We start from the raw sequence: 21968 nt of genomic DNA, 5'->3' as shown, positions 1-21968 counted from the left end.
GTGCTTGGCGGACATGGACGTGACACGAGAAAATCCCTATCAGCCGATCTATGATTCCTGCAATCAGGGCAACTCGAAGCAGAAGCTGGCCAACCTGCCGGCTTTTCCCCGGCTGATCGATGTCGAACTGACCAACACCTGCAATTTCCGCTGCCTGATGTGTCCGACCGGGAACTTCTCGCAGAAGCGTGACAAGGGCTTCATGGCCGACGAGATCTTCCACAAGATCATCGCCGAGTGCCGCGAGCACCGGACCCCGCTGCGGTTCATCCGCTGGGGCGAGCCGCTGTCCCATCCCAAGGTGGTCGATTACATCGCCATGGCCCATGACGCCGGCATGCTGACCCATGTCAACACCAACGGCAGCAAGCTGGACGAGGCGATGATGGACGCCTTGTTGGCGATTCCGCTGGATTCCCTGAAGTTCTCGTTCCAGGGCGTCGATCGGAAAAGCTATGCCGAGATGCGCAACATCGATTTCTTCGACGGCCTGCTGGAAACGGTCAGGAAGCTGCATGCCAAGCGCGGCGACGCCGACAAGCCGTTCCTGCACCTGTCGACCACCATCACCTATGAAAGCCGCGAGCTGGTCCAGGCCTTCAAGGCGCTGGCCGCCGAATGCGCCGACCACGTCAATGTCGGACGCACCGTGCTGGAATATGTCGATGTCAACGCCGTCCGCCTGCGCCCGCACGAACTGGACGAGTTGAAGCGCCTGAAGGAAATGGAATCGGTCATCAAGGTCCATCCTGAATGCCCCGAAGTGTTCGACAAGCTGTCGATCAACTGGGACGGCAAGGTCACCGCCTGCTGCATGGATTCCGACAACATGATGCTGATCGGCGACCTGGCCACCCAGACCATCGCCGAAATCTGGCATTCCGACATCCTCAACCATTACCGGGTCATGCTGGCGGACATGCGCCACGACGAGCTGGCCCTGTGCAAGAGCTGCTACGATACGCATGGTCTGGTGGTGCCAGGGCTGCAGGACACTTAGGGATGATTGACGGAAAGTCGGTGCTGGCGGTGATCGCGGCGCGCGGCGGCTCGAAGGGGCTGCCGCGCAAGCATCTGCTTGATCTGGGCGGCCGCCCGGTGGTGGCGTGGAGCGTCGAGGCGGCCAAGGGCTCGGCCCTGATCGACCGCGTGGTGTTGTCCACCGACGACCAGGACATCGCTGACGCCGCCGCCTTGGCCGGCTGCGAGGTGCCGTTCCTGCGTCCTGCCGAATTGTCCACCGATACCGTGCCGCTGGGGCCGGTTCTGCTGCATGCCCTCGACAGTCTGGGGGCCTATGATTATCTGGTTTTGCTGCAGGCGACCTCGCCGTTGCGGCTGGCGTCCGACATCGACGCCTGTATCCGCCTGTGTCACGACAGCGGTGCGCCGGCGGCCATGTCGGTCTGCGTGGCGCCGAAATCACCGTTCTGGATGTCCACCCTGGACGGGGACGGCCGCATGTGCCCGCTGCTGGAGTCGCCCAGCGACGCCCAGCGCCAGCAATTGCCGACGGCCTACGTGCCCAACGGGGCGGTCTATGTGGCTCGGGTCGATGCCTTCCGCCGGCAGCTGGGGTTCGGTTTTCCCGACACCCGCGCCTACATCATGCCGGCCGAACGGTCGGTCGATATCGATTACCGCCTGGACCTCATGGTGGCCCGGGCTCTTGTGGCGGAGAAATCATGAGCGTGGCCTCGGTTCCGCACGGCGTCATGTTCCATCACTTCTGGGACCAGCGCCACCCCGCCGGCCAGGGAGCCATCAACGCCGACGATCTGGCGCGCATGTTGCGTCATCTGGGGCCCGAGCGCATCCTGAGCGCCGAGGCCTGGCTGGAGCGGGCGGTGGAGGGGCGGTTGGAACCGCACCATCTGTGCCTGACTTTCGACGACGCGCTGCTGTGCCAATACGAGGTCGCCGCGCCGGTCCTGGCCGATTTCGGCCTGACCGCCTTTTGGTTCATCTATTCCTCGGTTTTCGAGGGTCACCTGCGCAAGATGGAAGTCTACCGCTACTTGCGCACGGTGGCTTATCCGACCGTTGACGATTTCTACGACAATTTCGAACGGGCGCTGGCCCGGTCCCGTTATGCCGACATGGCGGCGAAGGCCACGGTCGATTTCGATCCGCGGCGTTACCTGGCCGAATTCCCTTTCTACACCGATGCCGACCGGCGCTTCCGCTTCCTCCGTGACCGGGTGCTGGGGCACGACCCGTTCGAGGAAATCATGGACAGCCTGGTCGAGCAGGCCGGACTGCGGGCCGAGGAGCTGCGCCACCTGCTGTGGATGGAAGACTCCCATCTCAAGGCGCTTGATGACCACGGCCATATCCTGGGGCTGCATTCCTATACGCATTTCACCACCCTGGGCGAGATGAGCTATGACGAGCAGAAGCGGGAATATCTGGCGAACCGCCGTCATCTGATGGCGCTGACCGGCCATGCCCCGCTGGCGATGGCGCACCCCTGCAACAGCTACAACCAGGACACCGTCGCCATTCTCGAGGAACTGGGGGTCAAGATCGGGTTCCGCTCGAACATGGAACGCCGACCGAGTTCGCGGTTCGAACTGCCGCGCCAGGATCATGCCCTTATCATGGCGGAATTGGAGGATCGATGAGCGTCGCCGTCTTTACCAGCAACCAGCCGCGACACCTATCGCTGATCCGTTCCCTGGCCCGGGTGTTCGACACCGTCTATGCGGTGATGGAATGTAACACGGTGTTTCCCGGCCAGGTCGCGGACTTCTTCCGCAAGTCCGAGGTCATGCAGGACTATTTCGGCCGAGTCATGGCGGCCGAGGACCGGGTCTTCGGGTCGGTGGACTTTCTGCCGGGCAATGTGCGGGTTTTGGCCCTGAAGATGGGCGACGCCAGTCAGGTTGCGCCGTCCGTCTTCGCTCCGGTATTCGAGGCCGACCATACGGTGGTTTTCGGGGCGAGCTACTTGAAGGGTGCCCTGTGCGAACGGCTGGTCGAGCGTGGGGCGTTGAACATCCATATGGGGGTCTCGCCTTATTACCGTGGCAGCTCGTGCAATTTCTGGGCGCTGGCCGATCGGCGGCCCGACATGGTGGGGGCGACCATTCACAAGCTCAGCAAGGGGCTGGATTCCGGGGCCATGTACTATCACGCCTTTCCGAAGCCGCAGGCCGCCGATCCTTTCTTGTGGGGGATGTTGTCGGTCAAGGCCGCCCACGATTCGCTGGTCGAGGCGATGGCGTCCGGAGCGCTTTCCGGCATGGAACCGGTCGAGCAGGATCGGACCCGCGAGATGCGTTACACCCGCAACGCGGACTTTACCGATGAGGTGGCGGCGGCCTATCTCAGCGACATGCCCACCGCCACCGATGTCATGTCCGCCGCGGAGAGTCGTGACACGTCCCTGTTTCTGAGGCCGATTTTCGCATGACCCGGCGCGGCGGCGGCGTTCATGTCTGGGCGCTGCGCCTGACGCCCGGATTGTTGGCCCTGGCCCTCTTGCGGCACGGCGCGGGCATTGTCCTGCACGTCGAATCGGTATCGCGTGGCGCACGGATATGTCTGGATTTCCTGGCCCGGTTCGGGGTGATGCCGGGCCTGCAGGTCCATGATGTCGGCTTGCCGGTGACCGACGAGCATGGCCGCGCCCTGAGTTTGCGGCTGGAATGGCGCCTGTTGACCCTGGCCGACGCGTTGCCGCTGGACGACGACGGCGAAAGCTGGATCCCCGACCGCTATCGTGGTGAGGCCGACGGCATCCGGCGGGCGATGCGGTCCTATTACTGCGCCTACAATCGCGAAGCCCTGATCCTGCCGGTGTTCGCCGAGTGCGCCTATCGGACCGGGCGGGTCGGTGGCGATGTCCGCTTGGTGGAATGCCTGGTTCGCTTTCCCTGTCTGGGGGACTGGACGGCGGCCCACCTGCCGTTTGATCCGGGTCCGGCCGCACGACTGGTCGCGCTGCCATCGACGCGGGCCGCTCTCTCTTTGCTGCGGGTCTTGCCGGAAAGCCCGCGCCAATGGATTCGCCGTCTGTTCCGGCGGGTGCCCCGGCCGGAAATCCAGCTCGATCCAGAGGCGCGTCGGCAAGGGGTCGTCTTGCAGCAGAACATCGCGTGGATATTCGAGCAATATCCGGCTGGCGGCCACCTTTACTGGCATGACGGCAGCGGGCTCGATCCCGCCCGCGTCGTGCTCTATTGCAACCGGCGCGATGCCCCACTGGACGACGCAACCCGCAAACGGGCCGGCACGATGGGTTTGGGCTGGGCCGACGCCGCGTTCCTGCCCGATCACCTGGCTCGCCCGCTGATCGACGGCGTCGGCTGTCTGGGACTGGCGGCGTCGGCGTTTCCGCGCCGCCTCGGCAAGGTTGCCCTGTGGCGTTGGACCACCCTGTGCCAGTTGACGGTGCTGATCGAATCCTACCGCGCCCTCATCCGGCAGGTGAACGCCAAGGCGGCCTATCAAAGCTGGGTGTTCCTGCCGCAGACGCTGGCCCTGGCCCTGGCCCTGCGGCTCGAAGGTGGCGTGTTCTTGTGGAACTTCTGGTCGATTCACCCATTGCCGGTGGCATTGCATCATTTCGGCATGGCCGATCTGGTCTTTTCCTGGGGGCCGTACCATCGCGGCTTCTACCACGTGCACCGGCTCGACTACCGCACCATGGTCGATGTCGGAATCGTGATGGGCGACGGGCATCAGGACGGCGACGCGCAACGGGCCGCCGGCTATCGCGCCGCCTTGGCGCCGCATGTACGGTTCGTGCTGACCGTCCTCGATACTTCGTACGGGCCGGAAGCCAGCAACTCCCTCGGGCATGTCGTGGATTTCTACCGCTCGGTGCTGGGGTTGCTGCGGGCGCATCCCGACTGGGGCTGCATCATCAAGTCGAAAAGCATCTATGACAGCCTGCCGCGGACGACGGGTCTGCAAGACGTGGTGGCGTCCCTGGAAGCCGAAGGGCGGTGCCTGCGGGTCCAGTTCGACGAACGGGTCAGCGTGGTGGCGCGGGCCGGCGACCTGGCGGTGTGTTCCTCGATCAATTCCGCCGGTTTCCTGGCGGCCGTCGCCGGCCGCCCGGCCCTGCACCTGGACCTTGCCGGGATCGACGTTCATCCCGTCGCCCGGGACGGCGGGGTGGGCCAGGTCATCTTCCGTGATGTCGCCGGCTTCGAGGCCGCCATTGAGGCGGTGGCCGGTGGCGATACCCGCCTAGGCGACCATTCGCCATGGCTTGATTTGATCGATCCATTTCGCGACGGCGAGGGGCGATCACGGGTCGCCGCCATCATCGGGGCATACATGCGGGGACGAGAGGACGGCAAGACCGCCGAGGCGGCCATTGCCGACGCCGTCGAGCCCTGGCGGTCGCGCACGGTGGTCTGTGACAATGGCATCCCGGCATCCGACAAGGGTGATGTATTGTGGCGCCAGGCATATGAACGGGGCCGGGAGGTCTCGATGGTGGAGCGGAGCCGAGGACCATGACAGAAGTGCGGATCGGAAGTTTCACGGTTGGCGATGGCCACCCTCCGGTGTTCATGGCCGAGGTGGGAACCTTCTTCAATCAATCCCTGGAGCAGGCGCGATCCTACGCACGGCGGATCGCCGCCGCCGGCCCGGTGGTATTCAAGACCGAAATCCTGCACGATCCCGAGATCTGCATGGCCGGAACCGGCATTCAGGCGGCCTATGCCCATGCGCACGGCCGCCGCGTCGAGGATTACCGCCAGCTGATCGAGCGCAAATGCAATCCGCTGTCGTTCTATGCCGACGTGGCCGGCCTGTGTCGCGAGCTGAAGGTGCCGTTCGTCGCCAGCGTCTATGACACCGTGGCGGTGGATTTCATGGTCGCCCAGGGCGGCGCGGCGCTCAAGATCGCCCGCAACAACGTCGATCATCTGCCGCTGATCCGCCATTGCGCCGGCTCGGGTCTGCCGATCATCTTCGACGCTGGCGGTCTGTATGTCTGGGAAATCGTCCGCGCGGTGGAAGAGGCGCGGCGGCACGGGGCGGCGGGGGTCATCGTCAACCATCATCCCGGCGCCAATCCGACCCCGGCCGAGCAGCATAATCTGGCGGCGATTCCCGCCTACAAGAGGCTGCTGGACTGCCCGGTCGGCCTGTCTTGCCATTATCGTGGCGAGCAGATGATGTATGCGGCGGTGGCGCTGGGGGCCAACCTGATCGAGAAAGGTGTCTGCGACGATCCGGACGAAGCGGAACAAGATGTCGTCACCGCCGCCCCGATCGGCCGGCTGCCCGACATGCTGCGGACAATCACCGAATGCTGGCAGGCGATCGGCTGCTTTCCGACGCTGCCGCGCGAGCCGCGTGACCTGGACACCCGCAGCGGCCTGGTCGCCCGCCGGGATCTGCGGCCGGGCGACGTCATCGATCGCGAGAATGTGGGCTTTGCCTGGCCGGCCGTGGGCATTCCGGTCGGCAGCTGGGATCTGGCCGCCGGTCGCCGTCTGGGCCGTGCCATCGCCGCCGGCCGGCCGATCGACTGGCATGCCCTCGAGGGGCCTTCGGCGTGATGGTGCCGTTCCGGATCACCTATGCCTGGGAAACCAGCGATTGCCCCGGCCGGATCACCTTTGCCACCGAACCGGCCGCGGACCTGGCGGCGGCGGTGATCCAGGCGGTTCGCCCGGTCCTGCCGGTCGAGGGGGCGCAATTGCGGGCCTTGTCACCGGCCGCGGCGGCGGGAACCGCCATCGGCGGCTATGCCCTGACCGGCCCGGAAGGCCGGTGGTTCCTGCGCGTCACCTCGCATATCGGCACGCCGGCCCTGGAAAAGGCGCTTGTCGATGGATTGCAGGCCGCCGGCGTTCCCGTCAACCCGATCCTGGCCGCCGGAATTCCCTTGGTGTGGCACGGCCATGAATTGCGCCTCGATATCAGACCGTTGGTGCAGGCGCGCCATTTCGACGGCTCGGACGGCGATCTGGTCGCGCTCGGACGGGCGATGGCGGCGGCACACCGGGCCTTGGCGGATACGGTCGTCGCCCCGTCGGTCCATCGTCTGGCGGCAACGCGCAACGACCGTCTGCTTGGCCACCGGGACCGGCTGGCCGGGATGATGTGCGAGCCGGGTGAGTTTCCTCGGTTGGGATTTCCGCCCGGTTGGGCCGAGCGCAATCGCGACTGGTTGCGGCGTTGGTGCGCCGAGTACCGCCCCGACTGGCATCAACAGCCGGGCGCCCAATGCCTGCATGGCGAAATTCATCAGGGGAACGTGCTCTACGACGGGGCGGGCACGGCCATGCTGGTGGATTTCGAGGAAAGCACCGACGTATTCGCGCCGCCGGTATGGGATCTTGCCTATGCCGTGCAGCGATTCTGCCTGTTCGATCAGCCCGAGCGCGAGGTCTTTCTCGTGCGCCTGGGCCACCTGACGGCCGGATACGGCAAACCGATCGACGGACTGGGCGACGGCATGCGCCAGATCGCCTATCATTGCATGGCGACGCTGCTGGATCTTTTCATCGAGCGGGGCTTGTCGTCGCCCGAAAGCGAGTTCGACAAGTTCGTGCAACTCGAGGGCCGCGCGGCCCGACTGGTACGCGATGCCTTTCTCTCCTGATTCGCCTTTCCACCTGTTGGTTTCCGCCCGCGATACCGGCGGGGCGGCGCATCTGCTGCCGGTTTTGCGGGCGGCGACCCGTCGTGCCGGTTGGCGGGTCACGGTCACCGCCGCCATGCCGGCCCTCGAGGTTCTGCGCACCGCCGGCATCGAGGTGGTGGCGGCGCCATCGGACGAGGGGGAGGTGCTGGCCTTCGCCGCCGATCTGGTGCGGTCCAGCCGGCCCGATGCCATTCTGTCCGGCCTTTCCGGTCAGGGGCGCGGCATCGACGAGGCCTTGGCCGCCGCGGCCGGCGCGATTCCCACCTTCGCGCTGCAGGATTATCCGGGCGACGTCAATCCGGGTTGGGGGCCGGTGGCCTCGACCTTCCTGGTCGGCGATGCCGAAAGCGCGCGTCTGACCCACAAGGAAGTGCCCGGCATTCAAACCCGGATCGTCGGCAATGTCCGTTTCGGCGCCCTGGCGGCGGCGGCCGATCCCATGGCCATGCGCGCCGCCGCCCGGGCTCGGCTGGGCGTCGCCGACGATCGCCTGGTGGTCGGATTCTATGGGCAGTTCCTGGAAATCGACGGATATTGGCGGACCTTGTCCACCCTGGGCGAAGCGTTGCGGGCCGCTCTTCCCGATGCCCTGGTGGTCTTGCGGCCGCATCCGAAGGAAGACGGCGCCCGCAGGTTGCGGGCGCTGGAATTGCTGGCCGGCGGGCTCGAGACCATCCTCGACCCCCTGGAGAGCGAGCAATCGGTCTGTGCCGCCGACATCGCCACCACCTGTTTTTCGACCAGCCTCAACATCCTCAACTACTTCAGCCGGGTCTCGCCCCGGCCGATGGGGGTGGGGCTCTATCTGTTCATGGATGCCGAGTTGGTGACATGGTATCACACCTACAATCGGCCCGACCGACCGCCCCTGGCCGAACTGGCGCTTGAATGCCGCGAGGCCCGGGCATTGCCCGACCTTCTGGCCAGGGCGGCCAGCGCCCACGAGGCGACCCGGCTGTGGACCGAGACCAACCGGGTGTTGGCCGCGCCGGCAGATGTCGCCGACAGCGTCTTGGATATCGTGGCGGCAGGGAGAAGGCCATGAAGGGGTTGATCCGCGCCGTTCGGGACTCCATCGGCTTGCTGCCCGACGGCTGTGCCCGACGGCTGTGGCTGCTGATCCCGCTGATGGGGGTATCGGCGGTGTTCGAAATGGTCGGTTTGGGCCTGATCCTGCCGCTGGTCAACGCCATCGCGGTGCCCGACCAACCGCTGCACCTGCCGTTCGCGCACCGTCTGGGCGTTCTTGGCGAAGTGAACGGCGAAGAGATCGTGCTGCCCCTGGCCGTCGCAGTCGCCCTTTTCTATCTGCTGAAGAACGGTCTGCTGCTGTTTGCGGCCTGGGTCGAGAACAGCATCATCATGGATGCGGTGGCCCGTGGTGCCAGCCAGCTGATGCGGACCTACATGACCGCGTCCTATGTGTTTCACCTCAAGCACAATTCCGCCGAGCTGATCCGCAACATCAACCTGGCCTGTGACGATGTCTTTCGCGGCGTGCTCAAGCCGTTCATGCGGCTTGTGGCCGAAGGGATGATCGTCGTGGGGATATTCACCGTGCTGGTGCTGACCGATCCGGTGGTCACCGTGGCGATGGGATTGTTCCTGGGGTCGGTACTGGCGTTCTTCTACGTCGTCACCCATCGCCGCATCACCAGCGGCGGCCGGCGGTCGCAGGCGCTGCACGCGGTCATCTTGCAGGGCCTCAATCAAAGCCTGGGCGGGTTCAAGGAAGTCCGGGTCCGGCGTTGCGAGCCGTTCTTCGTCGATGCTTTCGTCCGCCTGCGGCACGAGATGTCGCAGATCCAGGTCTTCAACCAGACCATCGTCGAGGTACCCCGCCTGACCATCGAAACCCTGCTGGTGTTCGCGTTCGTGGTGGCGGTGGTCATGGTCCGGGCCCGGGGGGGCGTCACCGTCGAAGTGCTGCCGCTGCTGGCGCTTTACGCCCTGGCCGGCTTCCGGCTGATGCCGACCTTCAACAAGCTGGTGCTTTATCTCAACACCATCCGCTTCAACATCCCGGCGATGAACAACGTCCTGGCGCACCATCGCGGCCTGGAGGCCGCCGCCCTGCCGTCGCCCGCGGGCGAGGGCCGGCTGGCGATGGAGCGCGAGGTGCGGGTGGATGGGCTCAGCTACACCTATCCCGGGGCCGAGCGGCCCTCGCTGGACCATGTCGACCTGACCATCGCGCGCGGCCAATCCATCGGCCTGGTCGGCGGCTCGGGCGCCGGCAAGACCACGCTGGCCGACATCATCCTGGGTCTGCTCGAGCCCCAATCGGGCCGGCTTTTGGTGGATGGCGCGCCGGTGACCGACATCGCCGCGTGGCAGCGCTCCCTGGGCTATGTCCCGCAATTCATCTATCTGCTGGACGACAGCGTCCGTCGCAACGTCGCCATCGGACTGGCCGACGATGCCATCGACGATGCCGCGGTGTGGCGGGCCCTGGAACAGTCGCGGCTGGCCGATTTCATCCGCAAATTGCCGCAAGGGCTGGACACCATGCTGGGCGAGAACGGCTCGCTGCTGTCGGGCGGGCAGCGGCAGCGAATCGGCATCGCGCGAGCACTTTACCACCAGCCGCAATTGCTGGTGCTCGACGAAGCGACCTCGGCTCTGGACAACGCCACCGAGCGCGAAGTGTCGGCCGCCATCGAGGAACTGACCGGCCAGGTGACCCTGGTCATCATCGCCCATCGCCTGAGCACCGTCCGCAAATGCGATGTCTTGTACCTGCTCGATCACGGGCGCGTGGTCGAGAGCGGCACGTTTTCGGAACTGTCGAGCCGCAGCCCGGCTTTCCGCGCCATGCTCGACCATGACCCGGCGGTGGTGTGAGAGCGGCGCACGGCTTGCCGTGGGCCGAGAAATAGCCGATAAGGTTTGGCGTCTCCGGTAAGAGCCCCCATGACCCGATCGCATCCGATGCCTGCGCCACGTACCGCCGTTGCCGACCCGACACTGACCCGTCCCGACTGGACCCGCGGAAGCCCGCGCGACCCGGCGCGGCTGTGGCTGGACAAGAACGAGAACTGGGACCCCGAGCTGAACCGGGTGGTGGCCGAGGTGATGCGCGCCCTGCCGGCCGAGGCCTATTGCACCTATCCCGAATCGGCGCAGCTTTACGCCAAGCTGGCCGCCTGGGTCGGCGTCGAGGCCAACAACCTGATGCTGGCCGCCGGTTCCGATGGGGTGATCCGCTCGGTGTTTGAGGCCTATGTCGAGCCCGGCGACACCGTCATCCATACCGTGCCGACCTTCGCCATGTATTCGGTCTACAGCCGCATGTACGGCGCCCGCGTCGTCGGCATCGAATACGAACGGGGTTCCGACGGCCCGGTCCTGCCGGTCGAGCGCCTGCTTCACGCCATCCGGACCGAAGGCCCCAAGCTGGTGTGCCTGCCCAATCCCGACAGCCCGACCGGTACGGTGGTCCCGCCCGAGCAGCTGGAGGTTATCATCGCGGCGGCCGGCGAGGCCGGGGCCTTGATGCTGGTGGACGAGGCCTATCACCCCTTCCATCCCGACAGCGTGGTGCCGGCGATCGCCCGCCATCCGCATCTGGTGGTGTGCCGTTCGACCGGCAAGGCCTGGGGCATGGCCGGGATCCGGATCGGCTATGGCGTGGCCTCGCCCGAGGTCGCCCGGGTGCTGCACAAGGTCCGTCCGATGTACGAGGTCGGCGCCGTCGCGGTCCACGCCTTCGAACGCATGCTGGACCACGCCGAGGCCATGCGGGCCTCGGTGGCCCGTCTCGAGGCCGGCAAGGCCCTGTTCCTGGCCGCGATGGAGGCCCTGGGCTTCCAGGTCCTGAAGGGCGCCGGCAATTTCTGTCATGTCGCCTTCGGCGCCCACGCCGCCGCCATTCACGCCGCCCTTGACGGCCGCGTCATGTATCGCAAGGATTTCGCCGAGCCGTGCCTGGCCGGCTTCTCGCGCTTTTCCGCCACCACCCCGGATCTGTTCGCTCCGGTCATCGCCCTGATTCGCGCCGCCGTGCAAGGAAATTCCGTATGAGCCCCAACGCCATCCAGGTCGCCGTCATCGGCTGCGGCCGTATCGCCGGCCACCATTGCCGCTCCATCGCCGCGACCGGCGGGGTGCGTCTGACGGCGGTGTGTGATCTGGCGGCCGACAAGGCCAAGGCCTATGGCGACGAATTCGGCGTGCCCTTCTATACCGACTATCGTGCCATGCTGCGCGACCATCCCGACATCCAGGTGGTGGCGGTGATCACGCCGTCGGGCATGCATGCCGAGCACGCCACCGAAGTCATGGAGCGCTGGGGCAAGCACGTCATCGTCGAGAAGCCGACCTTCATGACGCCGTCGCAGCTGAACGCCGCCTATGATCTGGCCGATCGCGTCGGCGTGCGCATCTTCCCGGTGTTCCAGAACCGCTACAACCTGGCGGTCCAGCGGGTCAAGCAGGCCATCGACAGCGGCGAACTGGGCGCCATCCGAATCATGTCGGTGCGCACCCGCTGGTGCCGGCCGCAACGCTATTATGACCTAGCGCCATGGCGGGGCACCTTCGCCCAGGATGGCGGCTGCCTGACCAACCAGGGCATCCACCATGTCGATCTGCTGCGCTATCTGGGCGGCGAGGTGGACAAGGTCAACGCCACCATGCGCACCCTGGGCGCCGACATCGAGGTGGAAGATTCGGTGGTCGCCACCTTGACCTATCCCGGCGGTGCTATCGGCAATCTGGAGGTGACCACGGCGGCCCGGCCCGACGATTTCGAGGCGTCCTTGTCCATCGTCGGCGAGAAGGGCCTGGCCCAGATCGGCGGCATCGCCGTCAACGAGTTGCAGGTCTTCACCCCCGACCCCGCCGCCTGCACCCAGGCCACCGAGGATTTCTCGCGCTGCGTCTATGGCTTCGGGCACGAGGCGATGTATCGCGATATCGCCGCCGATTTCCAGGCCGGCCGGCCCTATCCGGTGACCCGCGAGGATTGCCTGCGCACCATCAAGCTGTTGAACGCCTTCTACCGCTCGGACGAAGCCGGCGATTGGGTGGCGGTCGATGCGGATGGCGAATCCACCCGCCTGGGCCGGCCCGACGAGGCCCTGGCCGATCTGTATCGGACCCCGGCATGAGCACGCCCCTTCGCGTCGGCATCGCCGGCTTCGGCGTCGTCGGCAAGCGCCGGCGCCAATTCATCGACCTTCGTTCCGATATGAAAACAGTCGCGGTGTGCGACCGCACCTTCGAGTCCGAGGGAGCGTTCGCCGACGGCGTGCGCCATTACCGTACCCCCGAGGCGCTGCTGGCAGCCGAAAGCCTGGACGTCTTGTTCGTCTGCCTGACCAACGAGGTGGCGGCCGACGTCACCATCGCTGGCCTGGAAAAGGGCCTGCACGTCTTTTGCGAGAAGCCGCCCGGCCGCGACGTTTCCGATATCGAGCGGGTCATCGAAGCCGAGGCCCGCCACCCCGACCTGAAACTCAAATACGGCTTCAACCACCGCTATCATGATTCGGTCCGCGACGCGCTGGCCATCGTCGCCTCGGGCGAGATGGGCGATGTGCTGAACATGCGCGGCGTCTACGGCAAGTCACAATTCATCTCTTTCGGGGCGCATTCCGACTGGCGCACCCAGCGCGCCGTGGCCGGCGGCGGCATCCTGCTCGACCAGGGCATCCACATGGTCGATCTGATGCGCCTGTTCGGCGGCGAGTTCCGCGAGGTCACCAGCATCGTCTCGAACGATTTCTGGGGCCACGACATCGAGGACAATGCCTATGCCCTGATGCGTTCGGAAACCGGCTGCGTCGCCATGCTGCATTCCACCGCGACCCAATGGCGGCATCGTTTCAATCTCGAAATTACCTGCCGCAAGGGGGCCTTGATCCTGTCGGGCATCCTGTCGGGCTCGAAATCCTATGGCGCCGAGACGCTGACCTTGGTGTGGGCCGGGGAAGACGACCAGGGCGACCCCAAGGAACAGACCACCCGCTATAACCGCGATCCCAGCTGGGCCGACGAAATCGCCGAATTCGCCGACGCGGTGCTGCAGGGCGGGGCCATCGCCGCCGGCTCGTCGGCCGACGCCCTGGCCACCATGCAGCTGGTCTATCGCATCTATTGCGCCGATCCCCAGTGGAAGGCGCGCTGGAACCTGGAGTGCCCGTCATGAGCAAGATCATCGGCCTGATCCCGGCCCGCATGGCGGCCAGCCGTTTCCCCGGCAAGCCGCTGTTTCCCATCTTCGGCCGCCCGATGATCGAGCATGTGTTCGAGCGCGCCCGGCTGTTCCCGCGCTGGGACGTGCTGGCCATCTGCACCTGCGACGAGGAAATCAAGGCGTTCGGCGACTCCAAGGGCTATCCGGTGATCATGACCGCCGACACCCACACCCGGGCGCTGGACCGGGTCGCCGAGGCCGCCACCAAGTGCGGCGTGGATGTGGCCGACGACGACATCGTGCTCAACGTCCAGGGCGACGAGCCGATGATGCACCCGGACATGATCGCCGCCACCATCAAGCCGATGGAAGAGCGGCAGGCCGAGGTGCGCGGCACCATGCTGGCGATGGACATCGTCGACGAGGCGCAGTTCCGGAATCCGGATGCGCTGAAGATCATCCACGATCTGTCGGGCCGGGTGCTTTACACCTCGCGCCAGCCCATTCCGTATTGCAAACAATTCACGCCCGAGCTGGGGGCCAAGCGCATCTATGGCATCTTCGGCTTTCGCTGGGATTTCCTGAAATTGTTCACCAGCCTGGCGCCCAGTCCGCTGGAGATCAAGGAAGCCTGCGATTCCAACCGGCTTTACGATTACGGCCATCACCAGCACATCGCGCCCTATCCGTTCCAGCCCAGTTATTCGGTCGATAGCCCGCACGATATCGGCATCGTCGAGGCCGCGATGCAGGCCGATCCGCTGTGGGGGCGTTATTGACCGTCTGGACCGACCTGCTGGCGAGGGACGCCACCACCAATTTGCGTTGCCCCGCCTGCCGGGCGGCGGCGCTGGCGGTGGAGGCCGATTCCCTGGTCTGTTCATCGTGTGGGGCCCGCCATCCGCTGGATCGCGACCGCCAGGTGGCGGCCTTGTTCGCCGCTGCCTCCCATGGCGGGTTGAAGGACGATATCCGCGCCTGGTGGGGCGACTTGTACGAACAGCTTTACGGCCCGACCGACCGCTCGCTGAATCCTGAGCGGCTGGAAGCCATGCTGACCGACACCGAGGATCTGTTTCGCCGCCGCGAATTGCTGCCGGTGGTCGAGATGCCGTTGGCCGAGCTGGCCGGCAAGAGCGTGCTGGAGATCGGTCCCGGCGGCGGGGCGCATTCCTGCCTGTTCAAGCGCTATGGGGCCTCGGTGACGGCGGTCGACATCACGCCGGAACGGGCCATCTCGACCGCGCTGAAGTTGGGGCTGGTCAAGGGCGGCGAGGGCCGCGCCTATAATGCCGACGCCGAGAACCTGCCGTTCCAGGATGCCAGCTTCGACATCGTCTATTCCAACGGGGTATTGCACCATTCCGAGGACACCGACAAGACCATCGCCGAGGTGTTCCGGGTCCTGAAGCCGGGCGGCAAGGCGGTGCTGATGCTCTATGCCCGCCATTCCGCCATCTTCTGGGGCACCATCGTCCCGCTGGGTCTGGTCCGCGGCGAGATGTTCCGCTGGCCCGAGGCCCAATGGGTCGGCCGTGTCACCGAAGGCAAGCCCAAGCACGGCCAGACCAAGAACCCTTTCACCCGGGTTTATTCCGCATCAGAACTGGACCGCCTGTTGGCGGCCTTCCCCGGGCGCCGTTATCGCAAGAGCAGTTTTCAATGGGATAATTTCGCTATTCCGCGGCTGACCCAGATCCGCCGTAAGGTGCTGGGTTGGCTGGGGCACGCGGCGCACCCGGGCGGCATCTTGATTTACGGAAGCCCGTTCATTCCCGAAACCCGAACCGAACTGGCGCTGGGCCGCCATATCGGCTTTGCCTGGAACATCGTGGCGGAGAAGCCGGCATGACCCTTCCCCTATCCGGCAAATTGGCGGTGGTCACCGGCGGCACGCGCGGCATCGGCGCCGCCATCGCCGCGCGTCTGCTGGCCGATGGCGCCCGCGTGCTGGTCACCGGCACCAGGCCGGGCGGGCAGGGGCCGCAGGGCAGCGATTATTTCGCTGCCGACTTCGCCGATCCGACCCAGTTGGAAGGCTTCGCCACCCAGTTGGCCGGCCTGGGGGCCGACATCTTGGTCAACAATGCCGGCATCAACAAGGTCTCGCCCTTCTCCGAGATCGATCCGGCCGACTTCGCCCGCATCCAGCAGGTCAACGTCACCGCTCCGCTTCGCCTGATGCAGGCGGTGCTGCCCGGCATGCGGGCCAAGGGCTGGGGGCGGGTGGTCAATGTCGGCTCGATCTGGGGGGTGATCTCGAAGGCCGGTCGGGGCAGCTATTCGGCCGCCAAGTTCGCCCTGGACGGCCTGACGGCGGCGGCCGCCGCCGAAGTGGCCGCCGACGGCGTGCTGGTCAACGGGGTAGCGCCCGGCTTCATCGACACCGAGCTGACCCGCGCCGTGCTGGGCGAGGCCGGCATCGAGGACCTGGTGGCGCAGGTTCCGGCCAGGCGCCTGGGCCGGCCGGACGAGATCGCCGCCTTCGTCGCCTGGCTGGCCGGGCCGGACAATAGCTTCATCTCGGGCCAGACCATCGCCATCGACGGAGGATTCACCCGTGTCTGACGGTTTGACCATCCAGTCGCACAAGGGGCCGTACCGGGTTCATTTCGATGTCGATGCGCTGGAGCGGCTGAACGCGTCGGTGCCGGACGACGCCCATTTCCTGGTGGATGCCCGGGTCGCCGACCTGTACCGGGACCAGATGGGCAATGTCCTGGCCAGCCGAAGCGTACTCCTGATCGAGGCGACCGAGGCCGCCAAATCGCTGGAACGCTTCCCCGCCTATGTCGAGCATCTGGTGGCGAACGGCCTGCGCCGCGACCATGTGCTGGTCGCCATCGGCGGCGGCATCTTGCAAGACATCACCTGTTTCCTGTCGGCGACCATGCTGCGCGGCGTTGATTGGCGTTTCTATCCCACCACCTTGCTGGCCCAGTGCGATTCCTGCATCGGCTCGAAATCGTCCATCAATTGCGGCGACGCCAAGAACATCCTGGGCACCTTCACGCCGCCCCGCGACATCTTCCTGTCGACCCGCTTCCTTGCCACCTTGGACCCGCGCGAGATTCGGTCCGGCATCGGCGAGATGCTGAAGGTGCACATGATCGCCGGCCCCGCCGATTTCGCCGCCATCGCCGAATCCTACGAGTCCCTGTGGACCGATCCGGCGGTGATGGAGGCGACCATCCGCCGCGCGCTGGAGATCAAGCAAGGCTATATCGAGAAGGACGAGTTCGATACCGGCCCGCGCCTGGTCTTCAACCTGGGCCATTCCTTCGGCCACGCCATCGAGGCGGCCACCGACTTCGCCGTGCCGCATGGCATCGCCGTCACCATCGGCCTGGACATGGCCGGCTGGATGAGCTGGCGCCTGGGGTCTGGCCGCGAGGATTATTGGCGCACGGCGCGGCCGGTCCTGGCCAGGAATTATGCCGGCTATCAATCCGTGCCGGTGCCGCTGGATCGCTTCCTGGCCGCACTCGCCAAGGACAAGAAGAATGTCGGCCAGGGCTCGGCCACCCTGATCCTGCCTGGACCCGACGGCCGGGTGGCGCGTGGCGTCCACGCCGTCGACCAGCCCTTCCGCCATTTGTGCGCCGAATTCCTGGACGAGGTTCGCCCGCATGCCCCGTGACACCACCACCCGCGTTGCCGTCGCCTCGCGATCTTTCTCGCGCCACCCGATCCTGCGGGCCGAGCTGCTGGAACGTTACGAATGCGTGACGTTCAACGATGCGGGCGTGTCGCTGGCTGGCGAGGCCCTGATCGAGTTTCTGTCCGGCCACGACAAGGCGATCACCGCGCTGGAAAGGTTGGATGAGGCGACGTTGGCCCGCCTGCCGGAATTGAAGGTCGTCGGCAAGTACGGGGTCGGACTGGACATGATCGACCTGGCGGCGCTGGCGCGGCTGGGCAAGAAGCTGGGCTGGACCGGCGGCGTCAACAAGCGCTCGGTGTCGGAATTGGTGATTGCGGCGGCCATCGCCCTGTTGCGCCATGTCCCCCAGGGCAACGCCCTGGTGCTGGGCGGCGGCTGGAAGCAATTGATGGGACGGCAATTGTCCCAACGCACCGTCGGCATCGTCGGCTGCGGTCATGTCGGCAAGGATCTGGCGGTGCTGCTGAGGGCGTTCGGCTGCCGGGTGCTGGCGCACGACATCAAGACCTTCCCCGAATTCTACGCCACCCATGCAATCGAGCCGATGGGGTTGGACGCCTTGCTGGCCGAAGCCGACATCGTGACGCTGCATCTGCCGCTGGATTCCTCGACCCGGGACATCCTGCCGGCCGACAAGCTGGGCCTGATGCGCCGGGGGTCGATCTTGATCAACATGGCGCGCGGCGGCCTGGTGGACGAAGCCGCCGTCAAGGCGATGCTGGCCGACGGCCATCTGGCCGGGGCCGCCTTCGATGTCTTCGCCGAAGAGCCGCCGGTGGATTTCGACCTGCTGCGTCACCCCAACATGCTGGCTCTGCCCCATATCGGCGGTTCGGCGGAAGAGGCGGTGCTGGCCATGGGCCGTGCTGCCATCGCCGGGCTGGATAAGGGACGCGACCCGCTGGATTTCGTGGGCCAAGGCGGATGAGCGGCGACGAGCACAACGCGCGGGCCTGGGGCCACGTGGTCGATTTCTTCGACCACGAGCGGGCCACCAGCGCCCAGGTCTATGCCTCGGAATGGTTCTTCCTGAAGGACCTGCTGAAGGAAGGGATCAGCGTGCTGGATGTCGGCTGCGCGCAGGGCGGCTTCGCCGGGGTGATGGCCGAGAATCTGAAGGATTTCCGCTATACCGGCATCGATATCAGCGCCGAGATGATCGCCAAGGCCAAGGCTCGTCATCCGATGGCCGAATTCCACCATGTCGGCGAGTCCGACTGGTCCGCCATTGCTGGCCGCCGGTTCGATCTGGTGCTGGTGCTGGGCATCTTGCACCTGCACGAAAGCTGGCGCGACACCATCGCCCGGGCTTGGGCGCACACCGCCGGCACCTTGCTGCTGGATCTGCGCGAACATGAAGGCCCGACCATCGAGGACAAGGCGATATCGTCGTTTCGGATGGATTTCGGCGGTGACGAGGCCGGTGCCGCCGTGCGGCTGCCTTATGTTATCGTCAATGCCGCCGAGGCGCTGGCGGTGGTCCGCGGGTCCTGCGATCAGGTCTCGCGTCTCAGCCATTACGGCTATCTTCATCCGGTTTCGGGGGCGGCGGAGACGCCGGTGGACAAGGTCATGGCCAACGTGTGGTGTGCGCAGCGATGAATGTGATCGGACTGGCTAAAGCGGTCGGACTGGATACCCGGGCCCTCTATCAGCGGCTGTCGGCCGCCAGCGTTCGGGCTGCCGTGGCGGAACAGGGGCTTGCGGATGTCTATCGGCGGCTCGAGGCGGTCATCCCCGACATCGCCGACCAATATACCGGCGGCTTCGATCCCCAGGAATACCAGCGCTACTGGAAGATCAAGATGCGGGGCCTGCATGCCTGGCAGGTCAGCCTGATGCTGGATGCGGTCCGCCATCTGGGGCGGTCCGGTCTGGTCCTGGCCGATATCGGCGATTCGTCGGGCAACCATGCCCGCTATCTGCAGGCCTTGGCGCCAAAGGATGCGGTGGCGCGGGTGGTATCGGTCAACCTGGACCCGGTGGCGGTCGACAAGGTCACCGCCAAGGGCGGCGACGCCATCTTGTGCCGGGCCGAGGAGATGGACCTGGCCGGAATTCGTCCGGATCTTTTCATGACCTTCGAAATGGTCGAACACCTGACTGATCCCTTGCGTTTTCTGCATCGGCTGGCCGAAAGCGGCAGCGCCGACCATCTGCTGATGACGGTGCCGTGGCGGCGCGACAGCCGCTTCGGCGGCGCCGATTTGCGCATGTCCGACGACCGCATGGCCGCCCGCTGGACCGCCGAGGAACTGCATATCTTCGAGCTTTGCCCGGATGACTGGCTGCTGCTGGCGCGGTTGGCCGGCTGGCGGCCGGTTCTGACCCGGCTTTACCGGCAATATCCGGTGCGTTCGCCCTTGGTGGCGTTGCGGCCGCTGTGGCGGGCATTGGATTTCGAGGGATTCTGGGGCGTCTTGTTGTGCCGCGACCTGTCGGTCGCCAACCGCTATGACGCGTGGTGAGGACGCCATGAAGGTGCCGTCGCGATGGGTGGTGCCGCTGGCGGTGGTGTGGGTCGTCGCGGTCCAGGCGGCGTACTTCGTGTACAGCGCCGGCTATTACCGTGAAAAGATCGGCGTTTTCGGCCGTTTCCTGTTCGGGCCGTGACCATGATGGCGACCGTTCATATCCTGGCTTTCGCCCTGGTCTGCCTGGGATTGGGTTGGCCCCTGGTGGTCGGGCTCGATCGCCGGGGCGCCTTGACCGGCCCCGAGCGGCTGGGTGCGGCGTTTCTGGTCGGCGTGTTGCCGCTGTATTTCGGCGTGTTCGTCCTTGGTCCCTGGCGCTATGACGCCGTGTCGATGTGGGGCCTGTCGGCCGGCGCAGCCCTGCTGGCGTTGCCAGGCTGGCGGATGATGGGATGGAGCCGGGGCCTGGCGGCGGTCCGGCGGGAATTGGCGGTCGCCCGGCACGATCCGCTGCTGGCGGTCTTGTGGATCGCCCTGTTGGCCACCGCCCTGTCGGCGCTGCTGCAGGGAATGGCGCCCCCCAACGATTACGACAGCCTGATGTATCATCTGGCGGTTCCCCAGCTCGATCTCGAGCGCGGCCGGGTTCTGCCGGCATGGGATCGCGGCCTGCCGCATGTCTTCTTTCCGGAATTGACCGGGAATCTGATCCGCCTGACCCTGGCCACCGTCGGCGAGCCGTCGGTGCAGATGATCACCGCCCTGTTCGGGTTCGTCGCCGCCACCGGCGCGGCCGCCTTGGCCCGGCGCATGGGCGGCGGCGGCCGCGCGGTGATCGGGGCGGCGCTGATGGTTCTGGCCTGCCGGGTCATGGTGTGGGAGATGGCCACGCCCGAGGTCGAGGTGGCGCTGACCGCCTATGCCGTCCTGGCACTGGTGGCGTTTCTGGCGTGGCGCCAGGATTTCCGGCCGGGCTTGATGGTTCTGGCCGGGCTGATGCTGGGCGGCGGATTGCTGGTCAAGTTCCATGGCGGGGCGGTGGCCTTGGCGCTGGGCGTTCCGATGCTGCTGGCGATCCTTCGTCGCCCGGCGCTGGTGGGCCAGGTCGCGCTTGGGGCGATGTGCGGGGTGGCGCTGTTCGTGCCGCACGCCCTGCACATGGCCGGTCTGACCGGCAATCCGCTGTTTCCGATGTTCAATCAGCTGTTCACGCCCGGGGGCGTGGACTATTTCGCCGATCTGCGGAACCAGTATGGCACCGGCCGCTCGCTGGTGGATCTGGTGTTGGCGCCATGGTTCATGTCGGTCGCGCCGATGCAATATTTCGACGGGATGGTCCTGGGCGCGCCCTATCTGCTGGCCTTGGCCCCGCTGGCGGCCGCCGCGCGGCCGCGCCAGGGCGCCACCGTCGCCCTGATGTGCGCGGTCTATTTCGTCTTGTGGTTCTTCCTGCTGTCCCAGCAGGTCCGGTTCCTGATGCCGATCATCCCGATGCTGGCGGCGTTTTCGGCCATCGGTCTGGCGATGGTGGCGGGGGCCGCGCACGGTTGGTGGCGGCTGGCGGTTCTGGCGGCGGTGTTGCCGATGGTGGTGACGCAAGGGGCGTTCGTCGCCATCTACGGCGCGTTGCGGCTGCCGCCGGCCCTGGGCCTGGTCAGCGCCGCCGACTATCACCTGAAGACGCCGACCTTGACCGGGGCCTTCTATGCGCCCTGTCGCTGGCTGCATGACAACCTGAAACCGGGCGAGCGCTATTTGTCGCTGATGACCCCGCACAGCTATTATTGCCCGCAGGCCTCGGCGCAGTTGCGGCTGTTCGCCGACGAGGAAAAGTCGTGGTTGACCACGGGAAAGCCGCCGCCGATGCCGCGCGACGAATTCCTGCGACGCTTTCGCCAGGGCGGCTATCGGTGGATCATCGTCACCCGCGCCGCCGAATATCGCCGCACCGTCTCGGGTGCCCCCGAGATGCAACCGTTCGACCTGACCGCCGACCGCCTGGGAACCCATCTGGCCGATATCCTGGCCCGATTGCAGCCGGTGACGTCCGATCCCTATGTCGCGGTCTATGACGGACGCCAGGTCCTGGAGGCGCTGGATGGGCGCTAAGGGGCTGACGGTCGCGGCCTGGCT

21 protein-coding genes are annotated in these 21968 nt (G+C 66.1%); all 21 read left to right on the top strand.

Annotation, left to right across the window (positions count from 1 at the left end; all coding sequences use genetic code 11):
- Positions 1-19 precede the first annotated feature (19 nt).
- Positions 20-1000: a radical SAM/SPASM domain-containing protein gene (locus MTBLM5_RS14135; RefSeq protein ID WP_217425035.1), complete on the top strand. Its 981-nt coding sequence runs from the start codon at positions 20-22 to the stop codon at positions 998-1000.
- A gap of 2 nt (positions 1001-1002) precedes the next feature.
- Positions 1003-1689 (top strand): cytidylyltransferase domain-containing protein, encoded by a 687-nt coding sequence (locus tag MTBLM5_RS14130; protein ID WP_173976723.1) that lies wholly within the window; start codon positions 1003-1005, stop codon positions 1687-1689.
- The gene (locus MTBLM5_RS14125) at positions 1686-2624 is read left to right on the top strand and encodes a polysaccharide deacetylase family protein (RefSeq protein ID WP_173976722.1); all 939 of its coding nucleotides are present in this window, start codon (positions 1686-1688) and stop codon (positions 2622-2624) included. Before MTBLM5_RS14130 ends, MTBLM5_RS14125 begins: the two co-directional genes overlap by 4 nt.
- Positions 2621-3415, top strand: coding sequence for a methionyl-tRNA formyltransferase (locus MTBLM5_RS14120; RefSeq protein ID WP_173976721.1), 795 nt, complete (start codon positions 2621-2623; stop codon positions 3413-3415). Before MTBLM5_RS14125 ends, MTBLM5_RS14120 begins: the two co-directional genes overlap by 4 nt.
- On the top strand, positions 3412-5475 hold the full coding sequence (locus MTBLM5_RS14115; protein WP_173976720.1) for a hypothetical protein: 2064 nt from the start codon (positions 3412-3414) through the stop codon (positions 5473-5475). Before MTBLM5_RS14120 ends, MTBLM5_RS14115 begins: the two co-directional genes overlap by 4 nt.
- A complete protein-coding gene (locus MTBLM5_RS14110; RefSeq protein WP_173976719.1) occupies positions 5472-6527 on the top strand; it encodes an N-acetylneuraminate synthase family protein in 1056 nt (351 codons plus the stop codon). The genes MTBLM5_RS14115 and MTBLM5_RS14110 overlap by 4 nt, the downstream gene beginning before the upstream one ends.
- Positions 6527-7576, top strand: a complete 1050-nt coding sequence (locus MTBLM5_RS14105; protein ID WP_254431072.1) for a phosphotransferase — start codon at positions 6527-6529, stop codon at positions 7574-7576. Before MTBLM5_RS14110 ends, MTBLM5_RS14105 begins: the two co-directional genes overlap by 1 nt.
- Entirely contained in the window at positions 7560-8663 is a 1104-nt protein-coding gene (locus MTBLM5_RS14100) for a hypothetical protein (RefSeq protein WP_173976717.1), read from the top strand. The genes MTBLM5_RS14105 and MTBLM5_RS14100 overlap by 17 nt, the downstream gene beginning before the upstream one ends.
- The gene (locus tag MTBLM5_RS14095) at positions 8660-10462 is read left to right on the top strand and encodes an ABC transporter ATP-binding protein (RefSeq protein WP_173976716.1); all 1803 of its coding nucleotides are present in this window, start codon (positions 8660-8662) and stop codon (positions 10460-10462) included. The genes MTBLM5_RS14100 and MTBLM5_RS14095 overlap by 4 nt, the downstream gene beginning before the upstream one ends.
- Before the next feature lie 87 nt (positions 10463-10549).
- Positions 10550-11641: a histidinol-phosphate transaminase gene (locus tag MTBLM5_RS14090; RefSeq protein WP_173976715.1), complete on the top strand. Its 1092-nt coding sequence runs from the start codon at positions 10550-10552 to the stop codon at positions 11639-11641.
- Positions 11638-12729: a Gfo/Idh/MocA family protein gene (locus tag MTBLM5_RS14085; RefSeq protein WP_173976714.1), complete on the top strand. Its 1092-nt coding sequence runs from the start codon at positions 11638-11640 to the stop codon at positions 12727-12729. Before MTBLM5_RS14090 ends, MTBLM5_RS14085 begins: the two co-directional genes overlap by 4 nt.
- The gene (locus tag MTBLM5_RS14080) at positions 12726-13769 is read left to right on the top strand and encodes a Gfo/Idh/MocA family protein (protein WP_173976713.1); all 1044 of its coding nucleotides are present in this window, start codon (positions 12726-12728) and stop codon (positions 13767-13769) included. The genes MTBLM5_RS14085 and MTBLM5_RS14080 overlap by 4 nt, the downstream gene beginning before the upstream one ends.
- Positions 13766-14536 carry a 3-deoxy-manno-octulosonate cytidylyltransferase gene (locus tag MTBLM5_RS14075; RefSeq protein WP_173976712.1) on the top strand — a complete coding sequence of 257 codons (771 nt, stop codon included), beginning with the start codon at positions 13766-13768 and terminating at the stop codon, positions 14534-14536. The genes MTBLM5_RS14080 and MTBLM5_RS14075 overlap by 4 nt, the downstream gene beginning before the upstream one ends.
- Positions 14533-15609, top strand: a complete 1077-nt coding sequence (locus MTBLM5_RS14070) for a class I SAM-dependent methyltransferase (RefSeq protein ID WP_173976711.1) — start codon at positions 14533-14535, stop codon at positions 15607-15609. Before MTBLM5_RS14075 ends, MTBLM5_RS14070 begins: the two co-directional genes overlap by 4 nt.
- Positions 15606-16325: an SDR family NAD(P)-dependent oxidoreductase gene (locus MTBLM5_RS14065; RefSeq protein WP_173976710.1), complete on the top strand. Its 720-nt coding sequence runs from the start codon at positions 15606-15608 to the stop codon at positions 16323-16325. Before MTBLM5_RS14070 ends, MTBLM5_RS14065 begins: the two co-directional genes overlap by 4 nt.
- Positions 16318-17397, top strand: coding sequence for an AroB-related putative sugar phosphate phospholyase (cyclizing) (locus MTBLM5_RS14060; protein ID WP_254431057.1), 1080 nt, complete (start codon positions 16318-16320; stop codon positions 17395-17397). Before MTBLM5_RS14065 ends, MTBLM5_RS14060 begins: the two co-directional genes overlap by 8 nt.
- Positions 17387-18349, top strand: coding sequence for a phosphoglycerate dehydrogenase (locus tag MTBLM5_RS14055; RefSeq protein WP_173976709.1), 963 nt, complete (start codon positions 17387-17389; stop codon positions 18347-18349). The genes MTBLM5_RS14060 and MTBLM5_RS14055 overlap by 11 nt, the downstream gene beginning before the upstream one ends.
- Positions 18346-19023, top strand: coding sequence for a trans-aconitate 2-methyltransferase (locus MTBLM5_RS14050; RefSeq protein WP_173976708.1), 678 nt, complete (start codon positions 18346-18348; stop codon positions 19021-19023). The genes MTBLM5_RS14055 and MTBLM5_RS14050 overlap by 4 nt, the downstream gene beginning before the upstream one ends.
- A complete protein-coding gene (locus MTBLM5_RS14045; protein ID WP_173976707.1) occupies positions 19020-19889 on the top strand; it encodes a methyltransferase domain-containing protein in 870 nt (289 codons plus the stop codon). Before MTBLM5_RS14050 ends, MTBLM5_RS14045 begins: the two co-directional genes overlap by 4 nt.
- A 7-nt stretch (positions 19890-19896) precedes the next feature.
- Positions 19897-20034 (top strand): hypothetical protein, encoded by a 138-nt coding sequence (locus tag MTBLM5_RS14040; protein ID WP_173976706.1) that lies wholly within the window; start codon positions 19897-19899, stop codon positions 20032-20034.
- Positions 20035-20036: 2 nt separating this feature from the next.
- Positions 20037-21944, top strand: a complete 1908-nt coding sequence (locus MTBLM5_RS14035; RefSeq protein ID WP_173976705.1) for a glycosyltransferase family 39 protein — start codon at positions 20037-20039, stop codon at positions 21942-21944.
- The last annotated feature ends 24 nt before the right edge of the window (positions 21945-21968 follow it).

Source organism: Magnetospirillum sp. LM-5 (genome assembly GCF_902729445.1).
Classification (GTDB): Bacteria; Pseudomonadota; Alphaproteobacteria; order Rhodospirillales; family Magnetospirillaceae; genus Magnetospirillum.
This window is presented reverse-complemented; position numbering and strand designations above follow the sequence as displayed.

Coding starts and splice junctions, on each gene's coding strand:
- MTBLM5_RS14130 (WP_173976723.1), top strand. CDS start 1,003: ATGATTGACGGAAAGTCGGTGCTGGCGGTGATCGCGGCGCGCGGCGGC.
- MTBLM5_RS14125 (WP_173976722.1), top strand. CDS start 1,686: ATGAGCGTGGCCTCGGTTCCGCACGGCGTCATGTTCCATCACTTCTGG.
- MTBLM5_RS14120 (WP_173976721.1), top strand. CDS start 2,621: ATGAGCGTCGCCGTCTTTACCAGCAACCAGCCGCGACACCTATCGCTG.
- MTBLM5_RS14115 (WP_173976720.1), top strand. CDS start 3,412: ATGACCCGGCGCGGCGGCGGCGTTCATGTCTGGGCGCTGCGCCTGACG.
- MTBLM5_RS14110 (WP_173976719.1), top strand. CDS start 5,472: ATGACAGAAGTGCGGATCGGAAGTTTCACGGTTGGCGATGGCCACCCT.
- MTBLM5_RS14105 (WP_254431072.1), top strand. CDS start 6,527: ATGGTGCCGTTCCGGATCACCTATGCCTGGGAAACCAGCGATTGCCCC.
- MTBLM5_RS14100 (WP_173976717.1), top strand. CDS start 7,560: ATGCCTTTCTCTCCTGATTCGCCTTTCCACCTGTTGGTTTCCGCCCGC.
- MTBLM5_RS14095 (WP_173976716.1), top strand. CDS start 8,660: ATGAAGGGGTTGATCCGCGCCGTTCGGGACTCCATCGGCTTGCTGCCC.
- MTBLM5_RS14090 (WP_173976715.1), top strand. CDS start 10,550: ATGCCTGCGCCACGTACCGCCGTTGCCGACCCGACACTGACCCGTCCC.
- MTBLM5_RS14085 (WP_173976714.1), top strand. CDS start 11,638: ATGAGCCCCAACGCCATCCAGGTCGCCGTCATCGGCTGCGGCCGTATC.
- MTBLM5_RS14080 (WP_173976713.1), top strand. CDS start 12,726: ATGAGCACGCCCCTTCGCGTCGGCATCGCCGGCTTCGGCGTCGTCGGC.
- MTBLM5_RS14075 (WP_173976712.1), top strand. CDS start 13,766: ATGAGCAAGATCATCGGCCTGATCCCGGCCCGCATGGCGGCCAGCCGT.
- MTBLM5_RS14065 (WP_173976710.1), top strand. CDS start 15,606: ATGACCCTTCCCCTATCCGGCAAATTGGCGGTGGTCACCGGCGGCACG.
- MTBLM5_RS14055 (WP_173976709.1), top strand. CDS start 17,387: ATGCCCCGTGACACCACCACCCGCGTTGCCGTCGCCTCGCGATCTTTC.
- MTBLM5_RS14050 (WP_173976708.1), top strand. CDS start 18,346: ATGAGCGGCGACGAGCACAACGCGCGGGCCTGGGGCCACGTGGTCGAT.
- MTBLM5_RS14045 (WP_173976707.1), top strand. CDS start 19,020: ATGAATGTGATCGGACTGGCTAAAGCGGTCGGACTGGATACCCGGGCC.
- MTBLM5_RS14040 (WP_173976706.1), top strand. CDS start 19,897: ATGAAGGTGCCGTCGCGATGGGTGGTGCCGCTGGCGGTGGTGTGGGTC.
- MTBLM5_RS14035 (WP_173976705.1), top strand. CDS start 20,037: ATGATGGCGACCGTTCATATCCTGGCTTTCGCCCTGGTCTGCCTGGGA.